Raw genomic sequence first — 21,303 nt, 5'->3', positions numbered from 1 at the left:
ATGACTAATAACGTATACGGACTTGGTAAAAAGAAAGGACGTGAATGGAGCGGTTTGCTTTATCTCCTTTTCCTCCTGGTACTGGCCTGCGTCGCCATGGGCTACGCCACCCAGAACACTGCTATTCTATATGGTCATCATAAGGCTCTTGGTCAGACTGCATATGAACAATTCTACTGGCCGTGGATGATTTTTCACTGGGTAAAAATTGTTCAGCCAAGTGAGTATCTTGACCGTATCATATCAACTTCTCTTATCATTTTTGTAGCTCCACAAATATTTGTATTGGGCTTGGTCGCTCTTTTCTCCGGCAAGCCCAAAGGTGTTGATGACATCCATGGAACTGCGCATTGGGCCGAGAAAAAAGAAATCAAAAAAGCCGGTCTGCTTGAAGGCTCCGGAGTCTACGTAGGAGGCTGGCAAGATAAGAAAGTACTCCGCTACTTACGTCACAACGGCCCGGAACACATCATGGCTTTCGCGCCTACCCGCTCCGGTAAAGGTGTCGGTCTGGTTCTGCCTACTCTTCTTTCATGGAATGAAAGTTCAATTGTCCTTGATATTAAAGGCGAGAACTGGGCTTTAACTTCCGGCTGGCGCAAAGCTCAGGGGCATAAGGTTATGAAATTTGACCCCACTGACACAACTGGCAGCTCCGCGCGCTACAATCCTCTTTCTGAGATCAGGCTTGGTGGCCCCCACGCCATTCCCGATGCCCAGAATATTGCCAGCATGATTGTTGACCCGGACGGTAAAGGTTTGCGGGACTACTGGAACAAAGCTGCTTTTTCATTTCTTGGGGGAACGATCCTTCATTGCCTTATCTATTTCCGGATCAATGCCGGCACACACGCCACTTTAAATGATCTGTCTCTAATGCTTGCCGACGAAAGCAGAGAGATGTCTGAGCTGTTTGAGGAAATGCTGAACGAAGATCATGTAGCTCAGCTTGAAAAACTCTTTGGCGAAGAAATGGATCTCGATTCAAAGGTCGCCATCAGAAAATTCATTGCAGCAGCCCGTGAAATGCTCAACAAAGCCGATGCCGAACTCTCCGGAGTCGTATCCACTGCCGTAGCGAACATGGCTCTTTATCGTGATCCGGTTGTCAGCAGATCTACATCCGGATGCGATTTCCGTATCGCCGACCTCATGAACTCCGAGCAGCCGGTTTCACTTTATCTGGTCATTCGTCCTTCTGATATTGACCGTTTGCGGCCGCTAGTGCGGCTAATCCTGAACATCGTCCTGCGCCGGCTGACTGAGGAAATGGAATTTTCAAACGGAACGGTCAAAGCCGGCTACAAGCATCGCCTTCTGCTTATGCTCGATGAGTTCACTTCCCTGGGCAAAATGGAAATCTTTGAACGAGCCCTGGCTTTCATGGCCGGGTACGGAATCAAGGCCTACATCATCGTGCAGGATCTTACACAGCTCCAGTCTGCTTACGGAAAAGAAGAATCCATCATGAGCAACTGCCATCTGCGCATGGCTTACGCTCCTAACAAAATTGAAACAGCACAAGTCCTTTCCAAGATGACCGGTGAAGCAACAGTCGTACAAAGAAAAACCTCAATTTCCGGCACAAGAGCCGGTCGATTAAGCAGAACCAACGTAAGCGTTTCCGAAGCAAAACGCGCCCTGCTCACTCCTGACGAATGCATGCGACTTCCCGGCGCGGAAAAGGATCATAACGGAATGATAATCAAAGCAGGCGATATGCTTATCTTCCCCGCTGGTTTTGCTCCTATCTACGGCAAGCAAATCCTTTTCTTCCTTGATCCTAAATTCCTTGAGCGGTCGAAGATTTCAGCCCCTGATCAATCAGACATTCTTCATGATCCGGCTGAAGAAATACCTATTCCTAATGAGCCGGCAATAAATCTGGATGCTGAGATGGAAGAGCTCATCGAAGAGACTACCGACTATGAAGAATGCTGAAATTGAAACACTGCTCCCTGTGCGCTTCCCGCGCGAGGCCTGCCGGACCTGTCCGGCCTGCGCCGCATGGATGGCTGCCAATGGAAGCAGAAAGACAGGTCGTCCCGGTTGTCCTGTCTGCCATGGAGATGGGCGCGTTCCATACATGTTTTTGCCTCCGGAACAAGTTTCTGGACGCGCCTTGGTGAAAGTGGATCAGGGACGAATTCCGTTCTTGAAACCGCTCTTTGGAGAATGCAAAGAGCCTGGTCAACACCGAGCCATGAAAATGGGCAAGCAAGTACGCTGCCCTGGCTGTGATGATCTCTGCGTAATGCCTAAAGAAATCAACGCAGGCGATTTAATTTCAACTGACCTGACTTCTAAGGAATCAGTCCATGAATGCAACGGCACGAAAATACGAACCTCAGGGCTCTAGTAACTACAGTGATCAGTATCAGAATCAAGCTGATACCAATCATCTGAAAAAGCTTATGCGCCGTGATATTGCCGGATTCTACAACCGTCTTTCCGTGACCGGCAAAAGGATTCTTGCCGCCCTCATTCAAGCTGCGCCGACTATGGATGAACCGTTTCCTTTTGTGATTTCAAGTCTGCAACACAGTATAAAATGCAGTAAATTGAGTGTCCTGCGCAGTCTTCCTAAAGGAGAGAAGGCAGGACTTTTCCTTCGTGAGGATCATGAAGCTGGCCGCAGGCATGGAAGCATCATTACCTTATATAAAGAACGCTGCGAGTTCTTCCTGAGTCTATACAAGCAGGAATATGGACTACTGCTTGATACCGATCATGATCGGTATCAGGTGCAAGGTGTTACCAATGCTGACCGGTATCAAATCAACTTTGATAACAGGTCTGTTCAAAAGGCCGAGACAGCCCAATCACTGAACCTTGCCGACAATACAGACACTCTCTTTTCCCGCTTATCCGATCAGGGCAAGCGCGTGTTCGGTATCATCTCATCAATTGCCGACCAGACTGAACAGGATGAAATATCCCTTGTAATTCAATCTATTGCCAGAGATGCAGATTGCAGCGAAGTAACAGCTAGGCGGGTCATCAAACAGGGACACGAAGCAGGCATATACACCAAAAGGACACACGAACGCGGCCCCCGCTTCGGTATCATCCTAAAGCTGAACAGCGATCCCATGGGACGCATGAAGGAACTATTGCAAGCCTTTCCGGTTCAGGATGTTACCAATGCTGATCGGTATCAACACGGTGTTACCGAACATGACCGGTATCATGACCGCAATGATACCGATCTTGATACCAAACATGATCGGTATCCTGTTACCAATGCTATTTTAGCAGCCAAACAAGCCGTTAAGCCCTGCCAATCAAAGGCTGAAGGCAATTCAGCTCAGCAGCCTGATACCAATGCTGATCGGTATCAAAACCCGGTACTATTAGATAGACAGATAAAAAGTCTATCTGGTTCTGAAGAGAATGAAGAAGAACGTTGGGCGCGCAGACTGCTTTCAATCAGCACAGACGAATTTCAGATCCTCTGGCCCCGACTCCATGAAGAAAGATTCGGTCCGGATCAGATCCGCCAGATCATTCAGCACCGGCTTTCTTTCAATGAAACAATCCTCGATATCGAGAACTCCCTTCATGCCGCTGAATGGGAACTGGAATACGACACTTTCCCGGAAGCGCGCAAAGGCCCCTGCAATTACCTCTTTGCGACTCTGAATAGCAAAGGCACATGGCGTAGGCCTGTGGGCTTCCTGACTCCCAACGAGCAGGCCCTTGCTAATGCCAAGAAAGAAAAAGCCGTCATTCGTGAATTGCAGGAGCTAGACAAAAAGAAATCAAAAGAAGCTGAACAGGCTGCCCGTGATGAAAAATTTGAAGCATGGTTGTCTGAACAGACTCCTGAAGAGCTGCAAGAAATTGATGCTCTCTGCTCCATGCCCATCAGTACCGAGGCAACAAAACGTTCATGGCGTAAATCTTACTGGACCAAGAATATCAACAGGGATGCAGCATGAAAAAACTACTGCTGATCCTGTTCTTTCTCCATGCGCTGGGAGTCGTCTTTCTGCTGCATGAGTTGGGCTTTCGCTTCAACTTCACTGATTCCATGCCCCATGGAATTTACCAGATTGTCCCCGGCAAGCCTGGTCGGGGCGACCTGATCACCTTCAGTATCACTGAAGACAATCCCTATTTCCAAATTTCCCTTGAGCGGAACTATCTGGGCCTGAATGGTAACAGGCCGCTGCTCAAGACATTAGCCGGCCTTCCCGGAGATTCGGTTGATATCTCCGCTGAAGGAGTCTGCATTAATTCCGAGCTGCTCCCGCACACACAAGCAAGATCCAGCGACCGCTACGGCCGCCAACTTCCAATTTTTCTGAATTCAACTGTTATCCCCTCTTCCAAAAGTCTGGCCCTGTCCACCTACACCGAAAACAGCTTTGATGGCCGTTACTTCGGGCTGGTGGATATGGATCAAGTACGGAGGGTCATACCCATTTTAACCTTCAGGCTGTTGAAAAACAGCGATCTGCTGCGTTGCTGCGAAAAATCCAAACCCTCGCGTATGTCAAATACGCTTCGGCCTTGTATTTTTCTTGCGCCTTGCATCTCACCATTTTTTAACAGCCTGTTTAACAAGGAGTAAAAAATGCGTCTATTCATCGCGGAAAAACGAGATGTGGCCTTAGCCATATCTCAAGCTCTGGGCGGCCCCGATAGGCCGACCGGAGCAGCCTTTCAAGTAAACGGCGATCGTATCACTTGGCTCTGGGGTCATGTGCTGCGACTGACTGATCCGGAAGAACACGACGAGCGTTACAAGCTCTGGGATCTGAATACCCTGCCCATGAAATGGCCGGTTACCTATGCCCCGGAAAGTAAACACGTCGACCATCTCAAAAAGATAATTGATCTCGCTCATCAAGCTGACGAGCTGGTCAATGCCGGCGACCCGGACCCGGAAGGTCAGCGGCTGGTCGATGAAGTTATCGAGTTTGCAGGTTTACTGGAAAAACCGACCAAAAGGTTGCTGATCAACGACAACAACGGCTCTGCAATTCTCAAAGCTCTTGAGCACATGGAGAACAACAGCAAATACCATGGGCTGTCCATGTCCGCGCTGGCTCGTGCGGTTTGTGATCAGCGGTATGGCTACAATCTGACCCGCTGCTATTCCACGCTGGCCCAGAAAAAAGGCTATCAGGGCGTGCTTTCAGTTGGCCGGGTTCAGACTCCAATCCTTGGTTTAGTGGTGGCTCGTGACCGCGCCCATGAAGGACACGAAAAACAGGCTTATCATACTGTCAAAGCACAGATTGATATGCCTAGCCAGTTGGTTGAAGCCGAATATATTCCCGCCGAAGATGCGCCGGTGGATGAAAAAGGCCGGATCGCGGATGCAGTCTTTGGGAAAAAGATTGCCAACGAAGTTCAAGGCAAGCCGGCCACGGTTCTTTCCGTGCAGACTTCCGAGCGCAAGAATGATCCCCCCCTGCCCTACAACCTGCTGGCCTTACAAGCCGATGCTGCCGGACTTTGGAACTACAAGCCTAAAAAGGTGCTGGAGATCACCCAGCGGCTGCGCGACCAGCATAAGGCGATCACCTACAACCGCAGTGATTGCCGTTACCTCAATGATGAGCGACACGCTGAAGCACCGGAGCTGTTGCAGGCTCTAACTCCGGCTTTTGGAGACATGGCCGAATACGCTGCTCCGAACCTCAAATCCAAGGCTTTCAATTCCAAGAAAGTCACTGCGCATCATTCCATAATTCCAACCATGAATGTTCCGGAGCTGGGTAAGCTGACCGAAGACGAACGGCGCATTTATAAACTGATCGTGAAGCTCTATGTTGCCCAGTTTTATCCTCCGGCAGAATTTGTGGCCACAAAAGTGGAACTGGAAATAGCCGGCCACAAATTCAAGGCTGAAGGCAGGCTGAACAGTTCACCGGGCTGGCGGCTGCTGGATGAGCAATATCTCAAAGATTACAAAAAAGCCGAGAAGCAGCCGGAGCTGCACAAGCTCCAGCAGAATGATTCCGGCACCGTAGAATCTGCCGAATCAGTGAAGTCATTCACCAAGCCACCGGCACGCTACACCATGAAAAGCCTGCTCAAGGATCTCACCTCGGTCGCAAAGTATGTGACCGACCCTGAAATCAAGAAGCTGTTCATGGACAAGGACAGCGACAAGCAAGACGAGTCCGGCGGAATTGGCACTCCAGCCACACGCGATTCACACATTGAAACGCTCTTCAGACGTGGCTTTGTGGCGGAGAAAAGCAAGAAGGTAATCAGCACCGAGCTGGGCCGAGAATTCCATGATGCCCTGCCGGAATTCGCAGTCAAACCGGACATGACCGCCCTCTGGCACGAGAAGCAAAAGCAGATTGAAGCCGGGGAACTGAATTACCTCCAGCTCATCGAGGAGGTGGACGGTTCCGTTGCTCAGGAGATCGCACGCGTTAAACGCGAAGGCATAAATATCAAGAGCAACGCCGTTCAATGCCCCAAATGCAAAACCGGATTCCTGAAGCCCCGCAAAGGACCGAAGGGTAAGTTCTGGGGCTGCTCCGCATATCCCGATTGCAACGCAACCTTTCCCAACAAAGCAGGCAAGCCGGATCTCAAAACCAAGCCTGCCAAGAAGCTTGAAACATCCAAAGAACACAAATGCCCGGATTGCGGCAAAGGTTTGATCCGCAGACCTGCCAAGCGCAGAGGCTTGTTCTGGTGGAGTTGCAGTGGATTCCCTGAGTGCAAATTCCGCTGCTTTGATGAGAAAGGGAAACCTAAATTTGAAGACTAACCCACAAACCCAAGGAGTAGACATGCCCGACAACGACGAAATCAAAAAACACCTGAACGATCAAGCCAACCAGCTCGACCGGGAAATGACTGAAAATCCCGGCGCTGCCATCGAGGTTGATCCGGAACTGGCCGACCACATGGGAGCCTTCGAAGAAGATGCGCTCACGCTTGAAGAAGCGGAAGACGCTTCTTTTGATCCCTTCGACCCTGAAGAAATTGAAACGGAGGAATGACAGCATGTCAAAAGCTAAGGCACCATATTATCAGCGGTTTGCCGACGACATCATCGATAAACTGGAAAAGGGAACCGCACCCTGGCAAAGGCCATGGAAAGCTGGTGAATTCCAGCCGGCTTTCAACCCTGTATCCGGAGCAATCTATCGGGGAATCAATCAGGTCATGCTCAGTTCAGACGGACTGAATGATCCTAGATTCATGACCTACAAACAGGCTGAATCAAAAGGCTGGCAGGTCCGTAAGGGCTCAAAGTCTCAGACCATCGTCTTTTGGCAGATGTCCCAAGTCAGCGTTATGAAGGACAAAGACGGCAAGCCGGAACGAGATGAAGATGGCAACGTAAAGGCCGAACGTATCCAACTGGAGAAGCCAATCCTGCGTTTCTCCAATGTTTTCCACGCCAGCCAGATTGACGGAATACCTGAATGGGATGGCCGGGAAATCTCGTGGAATCCGGACGAACGAGCTGAAGCCATTCTGGAGAATTCCGGCGCAAACATAACCCATGATCAACGCGACCGAGCATTCTACAGACCTTCGTCTGATGAAATTCATCTTCCCCCGCACGCGGCCTTTGATAGTCCCGACAAATACTACAGCACGGCCCTGCACGAGCTGGGACACTGGACTGGCCATGAATCACGGCTGGACCGTGAATTCGGTCCTTTCGGCTCGGAAATCTACGCCAAAGAAGAACTGCGCGCAGAAATCGCAAGCTGGATGACCAGTTCAGAACTCGGCATCAGCCATAATCCGGAACAACACGCCAGTTACGTGAAAAGCTGGGTCAAGGTTCTGAAGGAAGATCCTTACGAGATCGTCCGGGCCTGCCAGAGTGCTGAAAAGATCAAAGATTACACCCTAGGATTTGAGAAGGAACGCGGCAAGGAAGCAACAAAGGAGCAAGGCATGTCAGTTTCTGCCCCGGACAAGGCAAAGCTGGAACAGCGCGAATCAAAATATGGAGTTCCGGAGAACGGCAAGACCTGGCTCAAAGTACCCTTCTCTGAGAAAAATCAAGCGAAGCAACTGGGAGCCAAATGGGACCAGACCCAAAAGATGTGGTTCGCCCCAGAAGGAGAAGACGTCCAAAAATTCGCTGCATGGCTACCGGAGAACAAAGCCGCAGCGCAGCATAAGGAAAAAGAGCAAGAGCCCCGGCTTGCCACAGAGAAAACCTATCTCAATGTCCCCTACCGGGAAAAAGGACAGGCCAAGAAGCTCGGCGCACGCTGGGATAAATCCGAGAAGCTGTGGTTTGCTCCCACCGGAACAGACCTCAACCCCTTAGCCAAATGGCTGCCTAAGAAAAAGGTCAACGCTCCGCAGACAAACGCCGTGCAAGAATTTGCCAAGGCCTTGCAGGAGGCAGGACTTGATCTTCACGGCCAGCAACCGATCATGGACGGAACACTCCAGCGCGTGCCGGTCATTGATGGCAAGCCCAATTCAAGAGACGGCGCATACAAAGGATTCCTTGATGCTCATCCTGCAGGATTCATTCAGAACCACAAAACCGGTCTGAAAATGAATTGGAAGGCTGACGGCCTTGAACTTACCGCTGAAGAGAAATCCCAAATCAAGGCACAAGCTGCCCAGAAAAGGATCGAGCGCGAGAAGGCCCTCGCCGAGCAGCGAGAAAAGGCTTCAAAGCGTTCTTTTGCCAAGTGGACCAATGCCAACTGGGCCACCCAGCAGCAAGACTACCTTACTAAAAAAGGTGTTCCGGCCTACGGGGTCAAGGTCAACGAGCGCGGGGATCTGCTTGTACCCGGTCATGACGTACGCGGTCATATCCACACGCTTCAAACCATAACTCCGGAAGGCAAACTCTTTGAAAAAGGAGGGCTTAAGGCAGGTATGTTCCACGCAATTGATCCTGAAAACAAGTTCAACGGTAGTGGTAAAATTATTATCGCTGAAGGATACGCCACTGCTGCAAGCGTGCATATGGCCACTAATGAGCCAACAATTGTGGCTTTTGATGCTTCAAATCTTGAGCCAGTAGCTAAAGCCCTGAAAGAAAGCTACCCGCAATGCCAGATTGTGATAGCAGGCGACAACGACCATCACCTGAATAACAATGTAGGTGTCGAAAAAGCCGAAAAAGCAGCTAGAGCTGTCGGTGGAACAACCATTGTTCCCAAGTTTACCGAAGCGGAACGAGGACAAGGTCTCAGCGACTTCAATGACCTGCATCAATCCAGTGGGCTTGGAGAGGTAAGGAGACAGCTTTCCGGACTTTTTAAACAACAAAATAAAGTTGCTAAGAAGCAACAGACAGCTAAGGCTATGGCAATGTAAATTAACAAGCGGGTCTGAGGGGGGCCGCTTAAAATCAACAGCGAGAATATATAAATGAAACGAACAGCATCACAGCAGTTACTTGATCGTCTTTCAAGGCATCACAAAGAATATCGTAGGCAACTTACTAAACAAATCGGTCAAAGGCTGAAGCAGGCAAGGACTGAAAAGAAAATCAGTATCGCAGAACTTTCAAGACGGACCTCATTAGGGACAGATACATTGACTAGTTATGAAAGTGGTATGCTGGATAGCATCAGCTGTAGCTCCCTATATATGCTGGCATCCGAAATTAATGTAGACCTGAGTTGGTTAATTTCAGGAAATAACACCTTCAGCTTCATGAATTACATGAATCAGGGCTACAATACTGCCGGACTTAAAACAGAGATCGAAAACGCTCTCAACGATGTCGAGTTACCAAATAGTTCAAAAAAACGACTTTCAAATTTTCTAGAACAACTGCACACGTCAAAAATACCAGACACCATCAAACCATTCGACAACCCTGCTGAACTAGTTGAAGATAAAGACAATACAGCATCAATTGACAATCATTCAGAACTTGTATTCGCAATTCAGGACCAGTTTCATAAATTCTCACTGAGCTTGCAGACTATACTTGATTGCCTTAAAATTGCTGAATCAAGCGGTTACCTCCCGCCCCTGCCAGCCCAATGGTGGTGTTCGGCAATCAGTAGGCATGGACACAAAATCAACATAAAAACCAACCAGTCAGCGGAGTAAACATGGCAAAAATGACCCGTAATTAACAATTCAAAATCATTCAGGAAACGTGATGATTGAGAAACACGGCTCATACGCCGAGAAAAAAGCCCTCGGCACTGGGAATATCAAGGGCAAGCCTATGACTGGATAACAGGAAACTCTGAGGGGGGATTCCTGTTAATTTGAAATAAAATTAAACACGTTATGCTATTTATTATAAGTGCCTAATTTTGCGACTACCTTTAAAAATTACTCTCTCTCACCAAAGTCCGGTAAACTTTATGCCACATGTCAATCAGATAGGATCTAGGGACCATCTGCATACGCATTTTACCGCTTTTTCCCAACGGTAGTCCTATTGTGCTATCTGGACTGATTTCAACCACATACCGCGCTTCTAGTAAGGAAATGTTGCCGTAGCTATCCCGGGTTGCCGGAATATCTCCTGAAGCAAGTGAAGTAAGGGCTATATGGCGTGTCGAGTCGGTTTTGCTCTTTCCAATCTTAATAATGGTACCCGGAATGGCTTCAGCTCCGGTTTCCGGGTAAAATAAAGCTGTCCCTTCTTCAGATAGAAGGTCTACTTTGTCTTCTGGAATATAGGCTGCGAAATAGAAATCTTCAGGATTAACAATGCGGCCAAAAACCTGATTCTGACGAACGTGCTGTCCTGCTTTAAGATTGCGATCCCATTCAGTAATTACCCCTGAAACCTGTGCGGAAATATTATAGAATTCCTGCCTCTTTTTTATTCCCTGCAATCTGGAAGCGACTTGATGCTTTTCTTCCTCCTTCTCAGGAATAGCGGAAAAATTGTGCTGGATGAACAGAAGTTGTGCTTCTTTATCCAAAATCTTCTCTTGCAGAGAAAGCTCGCTTATCTCGGCCCGCAGGGGAACAGACGCTATGCTCAATATTTCATCGCCTGCTTTGACTTCTTTCCCTCGGCTGCCCTTGATGTTAGTTACTACCCCAGAGAAAGGAGCATAAATCTGCTGTAAATTACGTGCTTCGACCACAGCAGGAAAATGGTGGGTGTGAGCACGAGGCCAGACAAGCCATGCTACCAACGAAGTGAGCAGCAACAACGAGGCTGCCAATCGGGCATTGAATGTAAGCATTTTGCGCATTTTTATCACGGACGTAATCTCCTTAACGATGGGCAGAGCGATAAACCACCACACTTCTACCAGAAACAAAAAGATCCCCAGCAGTTTGGTAAATTTGTAATAAACCAACACGGCGATACCGATATACAGAAAAAAGCGATAAGCCCATGAGTATATGGAATATGTGACGTAAAGAAATTTGCGCCAACCTATGGGCTTTTCTGGAGCGGTAAGGCTCATCCCTAGACAGAAAGTTCTAAATAAATATCTTAGGTAATTGAAGGCTCTTGAACGCAGGTTATCGATGCCGGACACATCCATGAATATGTAGTAACCATCAAAACTCATAGCCGGGTTCAGGTTCACCAGCAGTGTGGAAATGAGCGATGCCGTTGAGACTACGAAAAACAGACTGTTCAACAATCCCGGTTGAGTGAAAGCCCAGCCCATGAGACAGAAACCAGCTATAACCAGTTCTGCGACTATCCCGGCAGCGGCAACCGGAAGTCGCTTCCGCTGTTTGGGGATACGCCATGCATCAGTTACGTCACAATAGGCCACCGGCCAGAGTACGATGAAGGCCACGCCCATGACCGGGACTCGAAGTCCATGAGCTTTGGCAGTATAGGCGTGCGAGAACTCATGGATAATTTTTACGAGTGTTATGGCTGTGCCGTAATAGAGCAATCCTTGGAAATTAAAAAAATACTGGAAGGTATGGAAGAACTGCTCATGACGCATGCCGACCATAATCAAGCCCATAATTCCGCAAAGAAAATATATGGCAAAGGCCGCAGCAGATGCCAACGGCCGAACATGATTGATTGTCTTCCCAAGAAATTCATCGGGCCTTAAAAGCGGAATGCGGAAGTACAGATAGTGATGAAGCAGCCATTTGAACCAATGCGGAGTTCTGGCTTTCACTTCTTTCTCAAGCTGCTCAGGCTGCTGAATAAGTGTGTTTACGGTCAGCCCTTCCCGAATCAACTCCTGACAGACGCTCAGAATTTCTTCAGCTGTCGGGTCCATGGTTGTATTCTGCTTCAGTAAATCAACCACTTCATCCAGAGTTCGCGGCTGCCCCAGCAACCTGATCACCGCAAACTCAAACCACGAAAAACGGTTGTATGATCTTGCAAGAGGATCATAAACAACCGTTGTGGGTGAGCCGTCGTGGGCTTTCGGGCCCGGAATGATATCGAGATCCGGGCGTAAAATCGGAAGGGGAGTATCCCCTGGCATCATAATGTTAAGCCTTATTGTTTTCTGTTGCTTCCCGGATCTGGCGTTCCACTTCAGCAAGGGCGGAATTAAGGGCGTCTTTAAGCTGGATTGCTCCGGGAACGGAAAAAACGACTCTGTCGCGCAGCACGGCTTCATTCTTTACCGAACGGTGTACATTGCCCATTTCAATAACCACTTCCGTGGCGGAAGCATTTACATTGAAAAAATCGCGAAATTTGTAATCAAGATCGTTGGGGATAACCACTTTGAGATCGTTACTTTCATCAGCCATGTCTATTCTCCTTTAAATTCCCATTATTCTTCGAGCTGATGCCCATGGTTTGCGCAGCAACCAGTAGGCAACAGAAACCTTTTCGCCATAGAGCACAGCAGATCCCTTCAACCCCATCCTAAGCTTTCCTTCTCCGATATTGGCTTGGTCATCAAAGGCTCCTTCGGCCATTATCGAGGGAACACCTTCCGGGCTTACGGAAACACTCTGGGCCACGTATTTAATCCGCGCATGCAATGAATCATCAGGAAATGCGTTCAAGAGTACTTTAACTTCAGTGCTGTTGCTGAAATTAACGTTATCAGCTTCCGGAAGCCAGATACGCAGGTTGATATTTTCAGGATCAACCACCATGAGTACCTTCTGCCCCACTTCGACCGGCCTGCCCCGCCATTCATCAGGATTATCCACGATGATTGAACCGGATACCTCCGCCCGGACGTTCAACTTGGAAGCTCGGTATTCAGCCATTTTTAAGCGAATATTCTCTTGCTTCAGACGGTAATCCAAAATGGAGAGTTCAGCTTTGGCCTTTGTACTATCAAGAGCTTTGAGCTCCGTGGTCATCATGGTTGTTTCAAGAATATTTACCTGTTGCTGAGCAATTTTGAGTTCTTCAGTAATCACACGGGGATCATAATAAAAAAGAGAGCTTCCTTCATTGACCTTATCACCTGATTCGACCGTTACCTCGGAAATGACACCAGAAAGAGGCGCGGTAACGATAAAAGGATCTTCCGGAATAATTTCACAAGGAGAGACTACCCGGAGCGGAACACGCCATGAGAGCTGTATCGCCAGCAAGATAACGATTGCAACCAGAAAACGGTGCCAGCTAAAAATTCTATCTTTCATACGACGGCAAAAGGTTTCCGGCTCCAATCTTTCAAAAGCCGAATTCGCGCTGACACCGACAAGACTGAGCAGTTGTAAATCCCGTTCAGTCCACTCTTCCTGTTCCCAGCGTTCAAACCAGAGGACATATTTTGTCTTTCCCCACGGTTTGATCGGTAGCAAATATACGGAAAGACCGTTGGTATGGTCGCTGATAAATTTCCAATTCTGCGCTTCTTGATCGGAAAATACGCCTTCGTTCAGCAATTGCGGTTTATCTTTGCCAGAAAGTGACGAGGCTAAAGATTCCCATTTTTCGACCATTTCGGAATAAGCATCCACTCCGGATTTACCGGATACAGCCAAAAAGTTTACACGCTTCCCATCAACCTTGAACAGCACGGCCCGTTTATAAGGACAAAGCGAAATAGAACGGTTTAGCAGTCGAAAATAAAGTTGCTTCAGGTTTTCCGCAGCCAGCAATTCCGTGGAAAGCTGGTGCAAGATCATTGCCGGGTGCTGTTCATTACTCATCGCTCAGCAACCTTGGCTACGGGCGTGGGAATGTGTCCGGTCATGCCGCATTTGAGTTTTCGTTTTGAGTTGGGCACTTCGATCTTCACTTCAAAGGTCTGACTGGCGGAATCCATAACCGCGCCTACGTGGGAGACTTTCCCTTTCACTATCTCACCGCTAGTCAGCTCAATATCTACCTGTTTCCCAATGGGAAAGGACTTCAGCTCATTCCACGGCACCAATGTGCGGGCCAGCAACACCGAATCGCTAACAATTTTAATCAGCGGAGTGCCTGCTTCCACCCATTCCCGTTCATCCACCAGCAGCCTTTCAACCCGGCCGGAATAAGGAGCCTTGATGGTGCAAAACCCTACTTCCTTACTGGCAATACGCATATTAGCTTTGGAAATGGTCAAATCTGCACGGGCTTCTTCCAAATCAATGATGGAACGGGATTTGTCTTTGTACAGATTTTCGATGACCTTGAAGGTTTCTGCTGCCTTTTTGTGAAGGGCTTTGGCCTTATCCTGTCGCCAGATAAACATTTCCGGGTTCAGTTTGATCAGTACCTGCCCCTTCTTGAAGGATTGCCCGAACTCCTTTGCAATAAAGCTGACGGTGGAATCCACCTCCGCAGAAAGTATAACCTCCTTGCGCGGGGAAAAAACCACCTTAAATGTGCCCTGCATAGTTTTATGGAGATCTGGCTCATTATCGGTTCCCTGTTCCGAAAAGTCAGGGAAAGTAGGCAAGGTGGAATTATAAGCAAGAGCACAAGGGACAATCAGAACTTGCAATGCGAGCAATACTATGGCTGGGAGCAGTTTTTTCATATTGATTCGATCATAAAAAACAGCCGAGGAAACCCAGAAGGCTCACTCGGCTGTTCGGTTTGGTTTTTATCTATTTCAAGGCGTAAGACATTTCATCTGTGACTTCAGCATGCTTGGTGCTGATGCCGCTGGTCGCGGTCAGATCCTGCTGATCAAAATCACGGCCCATGGAGTTGTAAATCTTGGCCTTGGCAATGATCAGGTCAGAATATGCCCGCAGTCTTTTTACACGGGCTTCAAGATACTGCTGGTTGGTCTGCAGCAGAAGACTTTCGCTTTCAGCCCGGGATTTAACTCCCCGGTCAATTACATCCTGAAGTTCCTTCTGGCTCTGTTCCAGCTCGGTAGCTATGCCAAGAGATTCATAGGCATCGCGGTATTCGATAGTAGCCAGATTCAACTGTACCAGTACTGCCAGAGCCTGTGCCTGACGTTGCTTGCGAACGACCGCTGCCCGTTTCATTCCGGTTTGCTGCTCGGAAGAAAGACGGGGAATGGTCAGCAGGTCCCATGATACACGCAGTCCAACATTACACCACTGATGACGGGACATATAGGAGTTGTCATCACGGCTGTAGCGGGCAAAGGGAGTCAGGGCCGGGAACATCTGGGTAAGAGCGATGTCCGCTTCACGCACGGCTTCATCTTCCTTCAGGTCCATTTCAAACATTTCAGGACGCGATGCCAGTGCTTCTTTTTCCCATGCCGGAAGATTCATAGCCATTTCGTTGGGAACATCCGCAAGGTTGATTCCTTCAATGGTAAATTCCGCAGAAGGAGCAAGTCCCAGCAACTGAGCAAGTTCCTTTTTAGCCTGACGGTAATCATATTCATAACGGCGGATACTATCGCGCAACTTAATGATAGAAATCTGACCGTTCAGGGCATCTTTCTTTTTCTGGCTTCCGTCATTCTTCTGCTTAATGATTATTTCCTGACGCTTAAGAGCACGGGCAATAATACTTTCAGCCTTGCCTTTGGCATCCTTGGCAATGGCGCAACGCATGTAAGCCTGAATAACGCTCACAATCAGATTCTGCTTCACACGCTTTAGCTGCTGCTTACTCATGCCCAGCTGTGCTTCAGACTGATAGGTACGCTGGAAATCCACCGCCAGGTTAAGCAGGTTCCAAGAAAGCTCCACAGACTGGGTGGAAGTCTCAAGATCATGAGAAATGGAAGGTTCTAAAGACTGCTGCCCACTTTCAAAACTTTTGGAAGAGCTGGGGGTATGCCAGTCCTGAGTGGAAAATTCCGCATTACTCATTAAAGAAGGCAGCATGCGCCAGTATGACCCGGTCAGCACTTCACGCTGCACAGCAACCTGATGTTCGGACACAGCAGCATCAAGGTTATGCTTAAGGGCGTAATCAATGGCATCCCTTAGAGAAATAGCTCTGCCCATAATGGCTTCGCCTGCTTCAGAAGAAGTAGCGTTTGTATGCTGACCCGAAAGGGTCATCTCAGCCTGTTTAGTGAAGGCGAGGTCCTTAGCCAGATTCTCGTTCCTCATTTCTGTGCCGGTTTTGGGGGCGCAGGCTGTGAGGATGAGAAAAGAAATAAAGAATAGTCTAATCATAATATTTTCTTGTTTTTAACTCGACTTCCAGAGGCTAGAACATATACTCAGTTTCCAACTGAAGTGTCCTTGCAACTTTAATATTCTGTTGTTCCTACGCAGCAAAATAAAAAAGAAAAGAAGCTACTAGCTGATGGGTAACTCCGAAAATCGATTTTCAATCTTCATAGATCTAAACAGGTTTTCGCATATTTGGGTTTTGTGCCTATGTGGCGAATCAAACATAAAGCCAAAGCTCATCCCAACACCCTAGAATATTCGTCACTTAACCTTAAGCTACCATATAATCTGACCATCACTTGAAAAAGCATACACTTCACTTGCTTTAACTTTCTTTAAAGACTCATTATATGAATCCCAAAGAATTCCATCATGAAACTCAGAATCCATTTTGTATATCAGTGTATCCTTAGTTATTTTTTTTGAGGCATCCATCTTTTTTATCTGTTTAAATATAGACTCTTGTATGTACAGAGATCTCTGAACATCATTGGCTAATATTTCTTGCATTACTCCTGTATAAGTGCCAGCAGAAATTAATGTTATAGCATCCGAGAGAAACGATTGGACGGTGTGTATGTCCTCTCCTGCACTATACATTTCCTTACCTAGTGATACAATACCAAGCATTTCTGTTCTTACTGAAAGCATGTTCATTTCATTAATTGCGTCTTCTAATGGGTCAAAATCAACTCCTTTAGGCTCACTTAGCGTAAGAGTAAGAAGTGCCAATGTGTTAAGATTATCAACAATCCCCTTAAGCAAGTAAGCATTACTCAAATCATCTTTTTGTAATTTAACAAAATTCTTAATAGCATCCGAAATTTTAGTAGGAGCTTTCACTAAAGATACAACCCCATCATAGGCACCTTTTGCATCCAATGCTAATTTAATCGTATCGACAGTCATTCCGATTGAATTTAGAGCATTTCCTAAATCTTCTTGTACTCCCCCACCAAGATCAGAGGCATTGTCAATAACACCGGTCAAGTCTGCTATAGTAGATTGAGTTAATTTGTTTTCTAATAAAATTGTACCCGTTCCTAATATATCTGCTAAACGCTCAACAGGATTTTTTTTCAACATAGCGCCAGCATTTTTAAAAAATCCAGACATAGAACCGAGCACTAGCTGAACCTTTGCCATGGGAGACACAACCGTATCTATAGTATTAATAGTATCAGCGATCTTTTTATATGCGCTTGCAGAAGAATTTGAATCACCAGAATTGTTTGACGTTGGTTTCTGATGCTCAGGATCGGGTTTAGGTTCCGGTTTAGGCTCCGGCTTAGGTTCCGGTTTAGGCTCCGGTTTAGGCTCCGGTTTAGGCTCCGGTTTAGGGTCTGGTAGAACAGGATCGGGCAATGGATCTGGCTTCGGTTTCACAGGTTCAGGCTTGGGAACATTTACGTTATAAGCCTTGGCATTTTTTAATGTCGGATTGCGACTAAAAGAAGAAGGAAACGCCCAGAGACTTCTGCTCCAATCTTGATACGATAAGTATTGAGTACCGAAAACATCTGCCCCATCAACCTTTGTCAGTCCTTTATTTACAACTGTACCGCCGACAACAGTCATTATCTGGTTGGCATAGTTTCCAGAAAGAGTTCCGCCCCAGTTAGTGCCTACAACCCTTCCTACATCAGATATCCCTTCAATTCTTGAATTAAGCGCATAACAATTGCGCACAGAAGACTGCGCAGTCCACACACTACCAACAACTCCACCAACTGATAAATTGCCTTTTACATTTCCTGTTGCATAACTATCTCTTACAACCGCATTATTAAGACCTTCAACATAAGAGACAAGGCCGCCTGCATGAAAATTATTAGAATAAACATTTCCCGTGGCATAACTATTGTCTACAGCCATGTTTCCACTTCCGTACATAACTGCGACAAGTCCACCAACAAAACCATCCCCTTTCACTTCTCCAGTAGCATAGCTATCGCTAACAACTACGTACCCAGTTCCATATTCATTTATGCCGCCAACTAGTCCGCCTATCCCAAAAGTACCACTTGTCTTAGCTGTGGAATAACTTTCTTTCACAAAGACATCTTCCGATCCGTATAAGTATACAGCCCCTATCAGCCCGCCCGCATCTCTGTTTCCGTTCTTACCGCCAACTACTGTGCCCGTGGAGAAAGATTTACTAACATTAATATTGCCAGAGCGGTCACCTTTGATCATACCGACCAGACCACCAACAGCAGCATCCCCTCTCACAGTCCCTGAAATTTCATTATTGGTAACAGTTGACGATCCGGTAAGTTGGCCCACCAATAGGCCAACATTATCTTCACCATTGACCTCGCCATTAACAATACGGACATTCTCAATTCTGGCACCGGAAGCATTTCCAAACAATCCTACATAACTTTCAGTCGGGCGATCTATGTACAGATTAAATATTGTCTTTCCATTTCCCTTAAAATCACCTGTGAAGGCAACGCCTTGAAAATCAGCGGTATCTTTATCCGTATCGTATCCAATAGGCCTAAAACCATCATTATCTCCAGAACTTCCTGTCCGCCCATCACCATTCCAATCTACATATCTTTCTCTGGAACTGAAATCGATATTAGAAGCAAGCTCATAGTTCCTGGCCCAATCTCTGCTTGGGTTTCGGCTGCGAGACAAAGCAATCAATTTTTCTACACTATCAATCTCGTAATATCCGTTTCCGTTATAATCAGTCAGGGTTTGCGATTTACCAGAATCAAGATAAATCGTAATCGATGCGGAACTAAGCACCCCATCAAATTCCCCCAACTTCCCACTATCAAAATACAGCTCAGCAAGATCAACCCCGCCCTCCTCAAGCAGCCAGTTGCCGCCGGACTGGGCATTCCCGGTATCATCAATACTTGCGGCAATCTCGCGCCCGGTGATCTGCTCTAGCTTAGCAATGAAATCCTTGCCGACTTCACCTTCAGCAACACTGCAGCCGAGCAAATCAATATGACCATCGGATTCGACAAGTGAACCGACATTCTTCCAGAATTCGGTCATTTCAGGATTGGAAAGAAGGGTATCGGCATCAACGGAATAATCTCCGCCCAGATTAATGGAACCGGAGTCGATAGAATGGGAGGCAAAGCCGATGGACGCGGCCTGTTTGCCGTCGAGAGCGGATTCGATTTTGTTGAAAATATCGTCAGGATTATCTGTATCACCGTCATAGGTAACGGCAACCACGTTTTCCTTTGCGGCACCTAGCAGATCATTGACATCTGCAAGGCCGCTGGAAGCAACCAGCACAGTGACCGGATCTTCTTCCAGCTTGGGATCGTCTTTGGGAGCAGTAAGTGCAATACTATCCTTGGCTGATCCAGCAATGCTGGCAGGCTGATTCTCCTGAGGCGCAACAGCTTTTAAAAGCGCGGCAACATCAGGTGCTTCTGTGGTCTCAGCAGAACCGGAATCAGCATTCGCTGCGTCCTTAGCCTCATGGTCAGCATGAGAATCCTGTGCGGCATTTGCGTCGGCAGTATTATCAACTATATGCGCATCAGCCATAGCCTGAGCAGCATGCTCAACCACAACTGCAGCCGCACCATCAAGTACAATTCTCTCTTCCAGTCTCATGTTCCGCCCCCTCTCTAGTATCCAGAATATAATTCTGCACTGGCGTCAGAATTAATCGATTATGAATAAGAACAAAGATAGCTTGGTAGAATATTAAGAAAACAGTGAGGGGTTTATCATATGAATCATGTAGAGTCTATAAAAGAGTATATTGACATCTGCCCCTATTCTGTACCGGTCAAATATAGAGAAATTTGGCCTTCTGAGGGTGGTTTATGGGCGAGGGACGCCTTGCGTGATTATCCTCCGAACGAATCTCTTCTAAGATGAAATTTAACCCCTAAAATGATTACATATATATCAATTGTACCTTCTTTGTTTTTGTCGCATTAACTACACAAATCAAAGGAGAAACTATATATGAAACTCAATTTCGCTATTAAAAAATTTTTGCAGTATTGTTCATTAGAAAGATCACTCTCCTCATTAACATTGCAAGCATACCGAAAAGACCTATCTCAATTTAGTGAGACAATAGATTTAAGTAATGTTGAAGTAATAAATATCGACAAAGAATCTATAAGAACATACCTATCAAATATAAATCATAATTATAAACCAAAAACACTAAAAAGAAAGCTTGCTACACTAAAATCATTTTTTAACTTCCTTGAAAGAGAAGACTTAATCCCATTCTCTCCATTTAGAAAATTACATATTAAAATCGATAGATCAAAAGAACTCCCTAAAATAATAAAAGAGACATCTCTATCTATAATTTTAAAATATGCGTATCTGGAGAAAGAAAAATTTGATCATAAAAGCAAAACATACAGAGAAATCACACGAGACATATGTGTAATAGAATTATTGTTTGCTACTGGGATCAGAGTCTCTGAATTATGCAGTATTTCACCATCTGAAATAGACTTAAAGAACAACAAATTAATCATAAATGGAAAAGGGAATAAACAAAGATTAATCCCTCTTTGCGAAAACAACTCTTTGAAAATTTTAAAAGAATACAGTCTGCTTTATCAGTACGCACTACATGATTCTACATCATTTTTTCTAAACAGGGATCTCAAACCACTCTCCGATCAATCCGTTAGGAGAATTATCAAAAAATACAGTGAAATTGCAGGCGTTACCGAAAACATCACCCCTCACATGTTCCGCCACACCATCGCAACCATGCTACTCGAAAACGGAGTAGACATAAGAAACATTCAAACATTACTAGGCCATAGCTCATTATCAGTCACAGAGATTTACACTCATGTGAGCCTCTCTTCTCAGCGAGATATACTCGCGAAAAAGCATCCAAGAAGGAAGATTAAGTAGGTAAAAAGTATCGATAACTAGAAA

15 protein-coding genes are annotated in these 21,303 nt (G+C 46.7%); 9 read left to right on the top strand and 6 right to left on the bottom strand.

Going from position 1 to position 21,303, the window contains the following annotated elements:
- Genes ACNI23_RS04035 through ACNI23_RS04000 form a run of 8 tightly spaced genes read left to right on the top strand, consistent with a single transcriptional unit; the run spans window position 1 to window position 10,032 of the window.
- On the top strand, window positions 1–1,941 hold the full coding sequence (locus ACNI23_RS04035; protein ID WP_420246922.1) for a type IV secretory system conjugative DNA transfer family protein: 1,941 nt from the start codon (window positions 1–3) through the stop codon (window positions 1,939–1,941).
- The gene (locus ACNI23_RS04030; RefSeq protein ID WP_420246921.1) at window positions 1,928–2,359 is read left to right on the top strand and encodes a hypothetical protein; all 432 of its coding nucleotides are present in this window, start codon (window positions 1,928–1,930) and stop codon (window positions 2,357–2,359) included. The genes ACNI23_RS04035 and ACNI23_RS04030 overlap by 14 nt, the downstream gene beginning before the upstream one ends.
- A complete protein-coding gene (locus ACNI23_RS04025; protein ID WP_420246920.1) occupies window positions 2,319–3,941 on the top strand; it encodes a hypothetical protein in 1,623 nt (540 codons plus the stop codon). Before ACNI23_RS04030 ends, ACNI23_RS04025 begins: the two co-directional genes overlap by 41 nt.
- Entirely contained in the window at window positions 3,938–4,576 is a 639-nt protein-coding gene (gene traF, locus ACNI23_RS04020) for a conjugative transfer signal peptidase TraF (protein ID WP_420246919.1), read from the top strand. Before ACNI23_RS04025 ends, traF begins: the two co-directional genes overlap by 4 nt.
- Window positions 4,577–4,579: 3 nt before the next feature.
- Window positions 4,580–6,742, top strand: a complete 2,163-nt coding sequence (locus ACNI23_RS04015; RefSeq protein ID WP_420246918.1) for a DNA topoisomerase — start codon at window positions 4,580–4,582, stop codon at window positions 6,740–6,742.
- A gap of 22 nt (window positions 6,743–6,764) precedes the next feature.
- Entirely contained in the window at window positions 6,765–6,977 is a 213-nt protein-coding gene (locus ACNI23_RS04010; RefSeq protein WP_420246917.1) for a hypothetical protein, read from the top strand.
- A 4-nt stretch (window positions 6,978–6,981) separates the two neighbouring features.
- Window positions 6,982–9,285, top strand: coding sequence for a zincin-like metallopeptidase domain-containing protein (locus tag ACNI23_RS04005; RefSeq protein WP_420246916.1), 2,304 nt, complete (start codon window positions 6,982–6,984; stop codon window positions 9,283–9,285).
- Window positions 9,286–9,339: 54 nt separating this feature from the next.
- Entirely contained in the window at window positions 9,340–10,032 is a 693-nt protein-coding gene (locus tag ACNI23_RS04000; protein ID WP_420246915.1) for a helix-turn-helix domain-containing protein, read from the top strand.
- A gap of 224 nt (window positions 10,033–10,256) precedes the next feature.
- Here ACNI23_RS04000 and ACNI23_RS03995 read toward each other — a convergent pair whose 3' ends face one another.
- From ACNI23_RS03995 to ACNI23_RS03970, 6 genes are all read right to left on the bottom strand, one after another.
- The gene (locus ACNI23_RS03995) at window positions 10,257–12,368 is read right to left on the bottom strand and encodes a site-2 protease family protein (RefSeq protein WP_420246914.1); all 2,112 of its coding nucleotides are present in this window, start codon (window positions 12,366–12,368) and stop codon (window positions 10,257–10,259) included.
- Window positions 12,369–12,372: 4 nt separating this feature from the next.
- Window positions 12,373–12,639 (bottom strand): hypothetical protein, encoded by a 267-nt coding sequence (locus tag ACNI23_RS03990; protein ID WP_420246913.1) that lies wholly within the window; start codon window positions 12,637–12,639, stop codon window positions 12,373–12,375.
- A 12-nt stretch (window positions 12,640–12,651) separates the two neighbouring features.
- On the bottom strand, window positions 12,652–14,007 hold the full coding sequence (locus tag ACNI23_RS03985; RefSeq protein ID WP_420246912.1) for an HlyD family efflux transporter periplasmic adaptor subunit: 1,356 nt from the start codon (window positions 14,005–14,007) through the stop codon (window positions 12,652–12,654).
- The gene (locus tag ACNI23_RS03980) at window positions 14,004–14,822 is read right to left on the bottom strand and encodes an efflux RND transporter periplasmic adaptor subunit (protein WP_420246911.1); all 819 of its coding nucleotides are present in this window, start codon (window positions 14,820–14,822) and stop codon (window positions 14,004–14,006) included. The genes ACNI23_RS03985 and ACNI23_RS03980 overlap by 4 nt, the downstream gene beginning before the upstream one ends.
- A 70-nt stretch (window positions 14,823–14,892) precedes the next feature.
- Window positions 14,893–16,401: a TolC family protein gene (locus ACNI23_RS03975; protein WP_420246910.1), complete on the bottom strand. Its 1,509-nt coding sequence runs from the start codon at window positions 16,399–16,401 to the stop codon at window positions 14,893–14,895.
- Window positions 16,402–16,677: 276 nt separating this feature from the next.
- Window positions 16,678–19,995 carry a DUF4347 domain-containing protein gene (locus tag ACNI23_RS03970; RefSeq protein ID WP_420246909.1) on the bottom strand — a complete coding sequence of 1,106 codons (3,318 nt, stop codon included), beginning with the start codon at window positions 19,993–19,995 and terminating at the stop codon, window positions 16,678–16,680.
- Window positions 19,996–20,355: 360 nt separating this feature from the next.
- Between ACNI23_RS03970 and ACNI23_RS03965 the strand changes: the two genes are divergently transcribed.
- Entirely contained in the window at window positions 20,356–21,279 is a 924-nt protein-coding gene (locus tag ACNI23_RS03965) for a tyrosine-type recombinase/integrase (RefSeq protein WP_420246908.1), read from the top strand.
- The last annotated feature ends 24 nt before the right edge of the window (window positions 21,280–21,303 follow it).

Source organism: Maridesulfovibrio pacificus (SeqCode), assembly GCF_048612815.1.
GTDB lineage: Bacteria > Desulfobacterota > Desulfovibrionia > Desulfovibrionales > Desulfovibrionaceae > Maridesulfovibrio > Maridesulfovibrio pacificus.
This window is presented reverse-complemented; position numbering and strand designations above follow the sequence as displayed.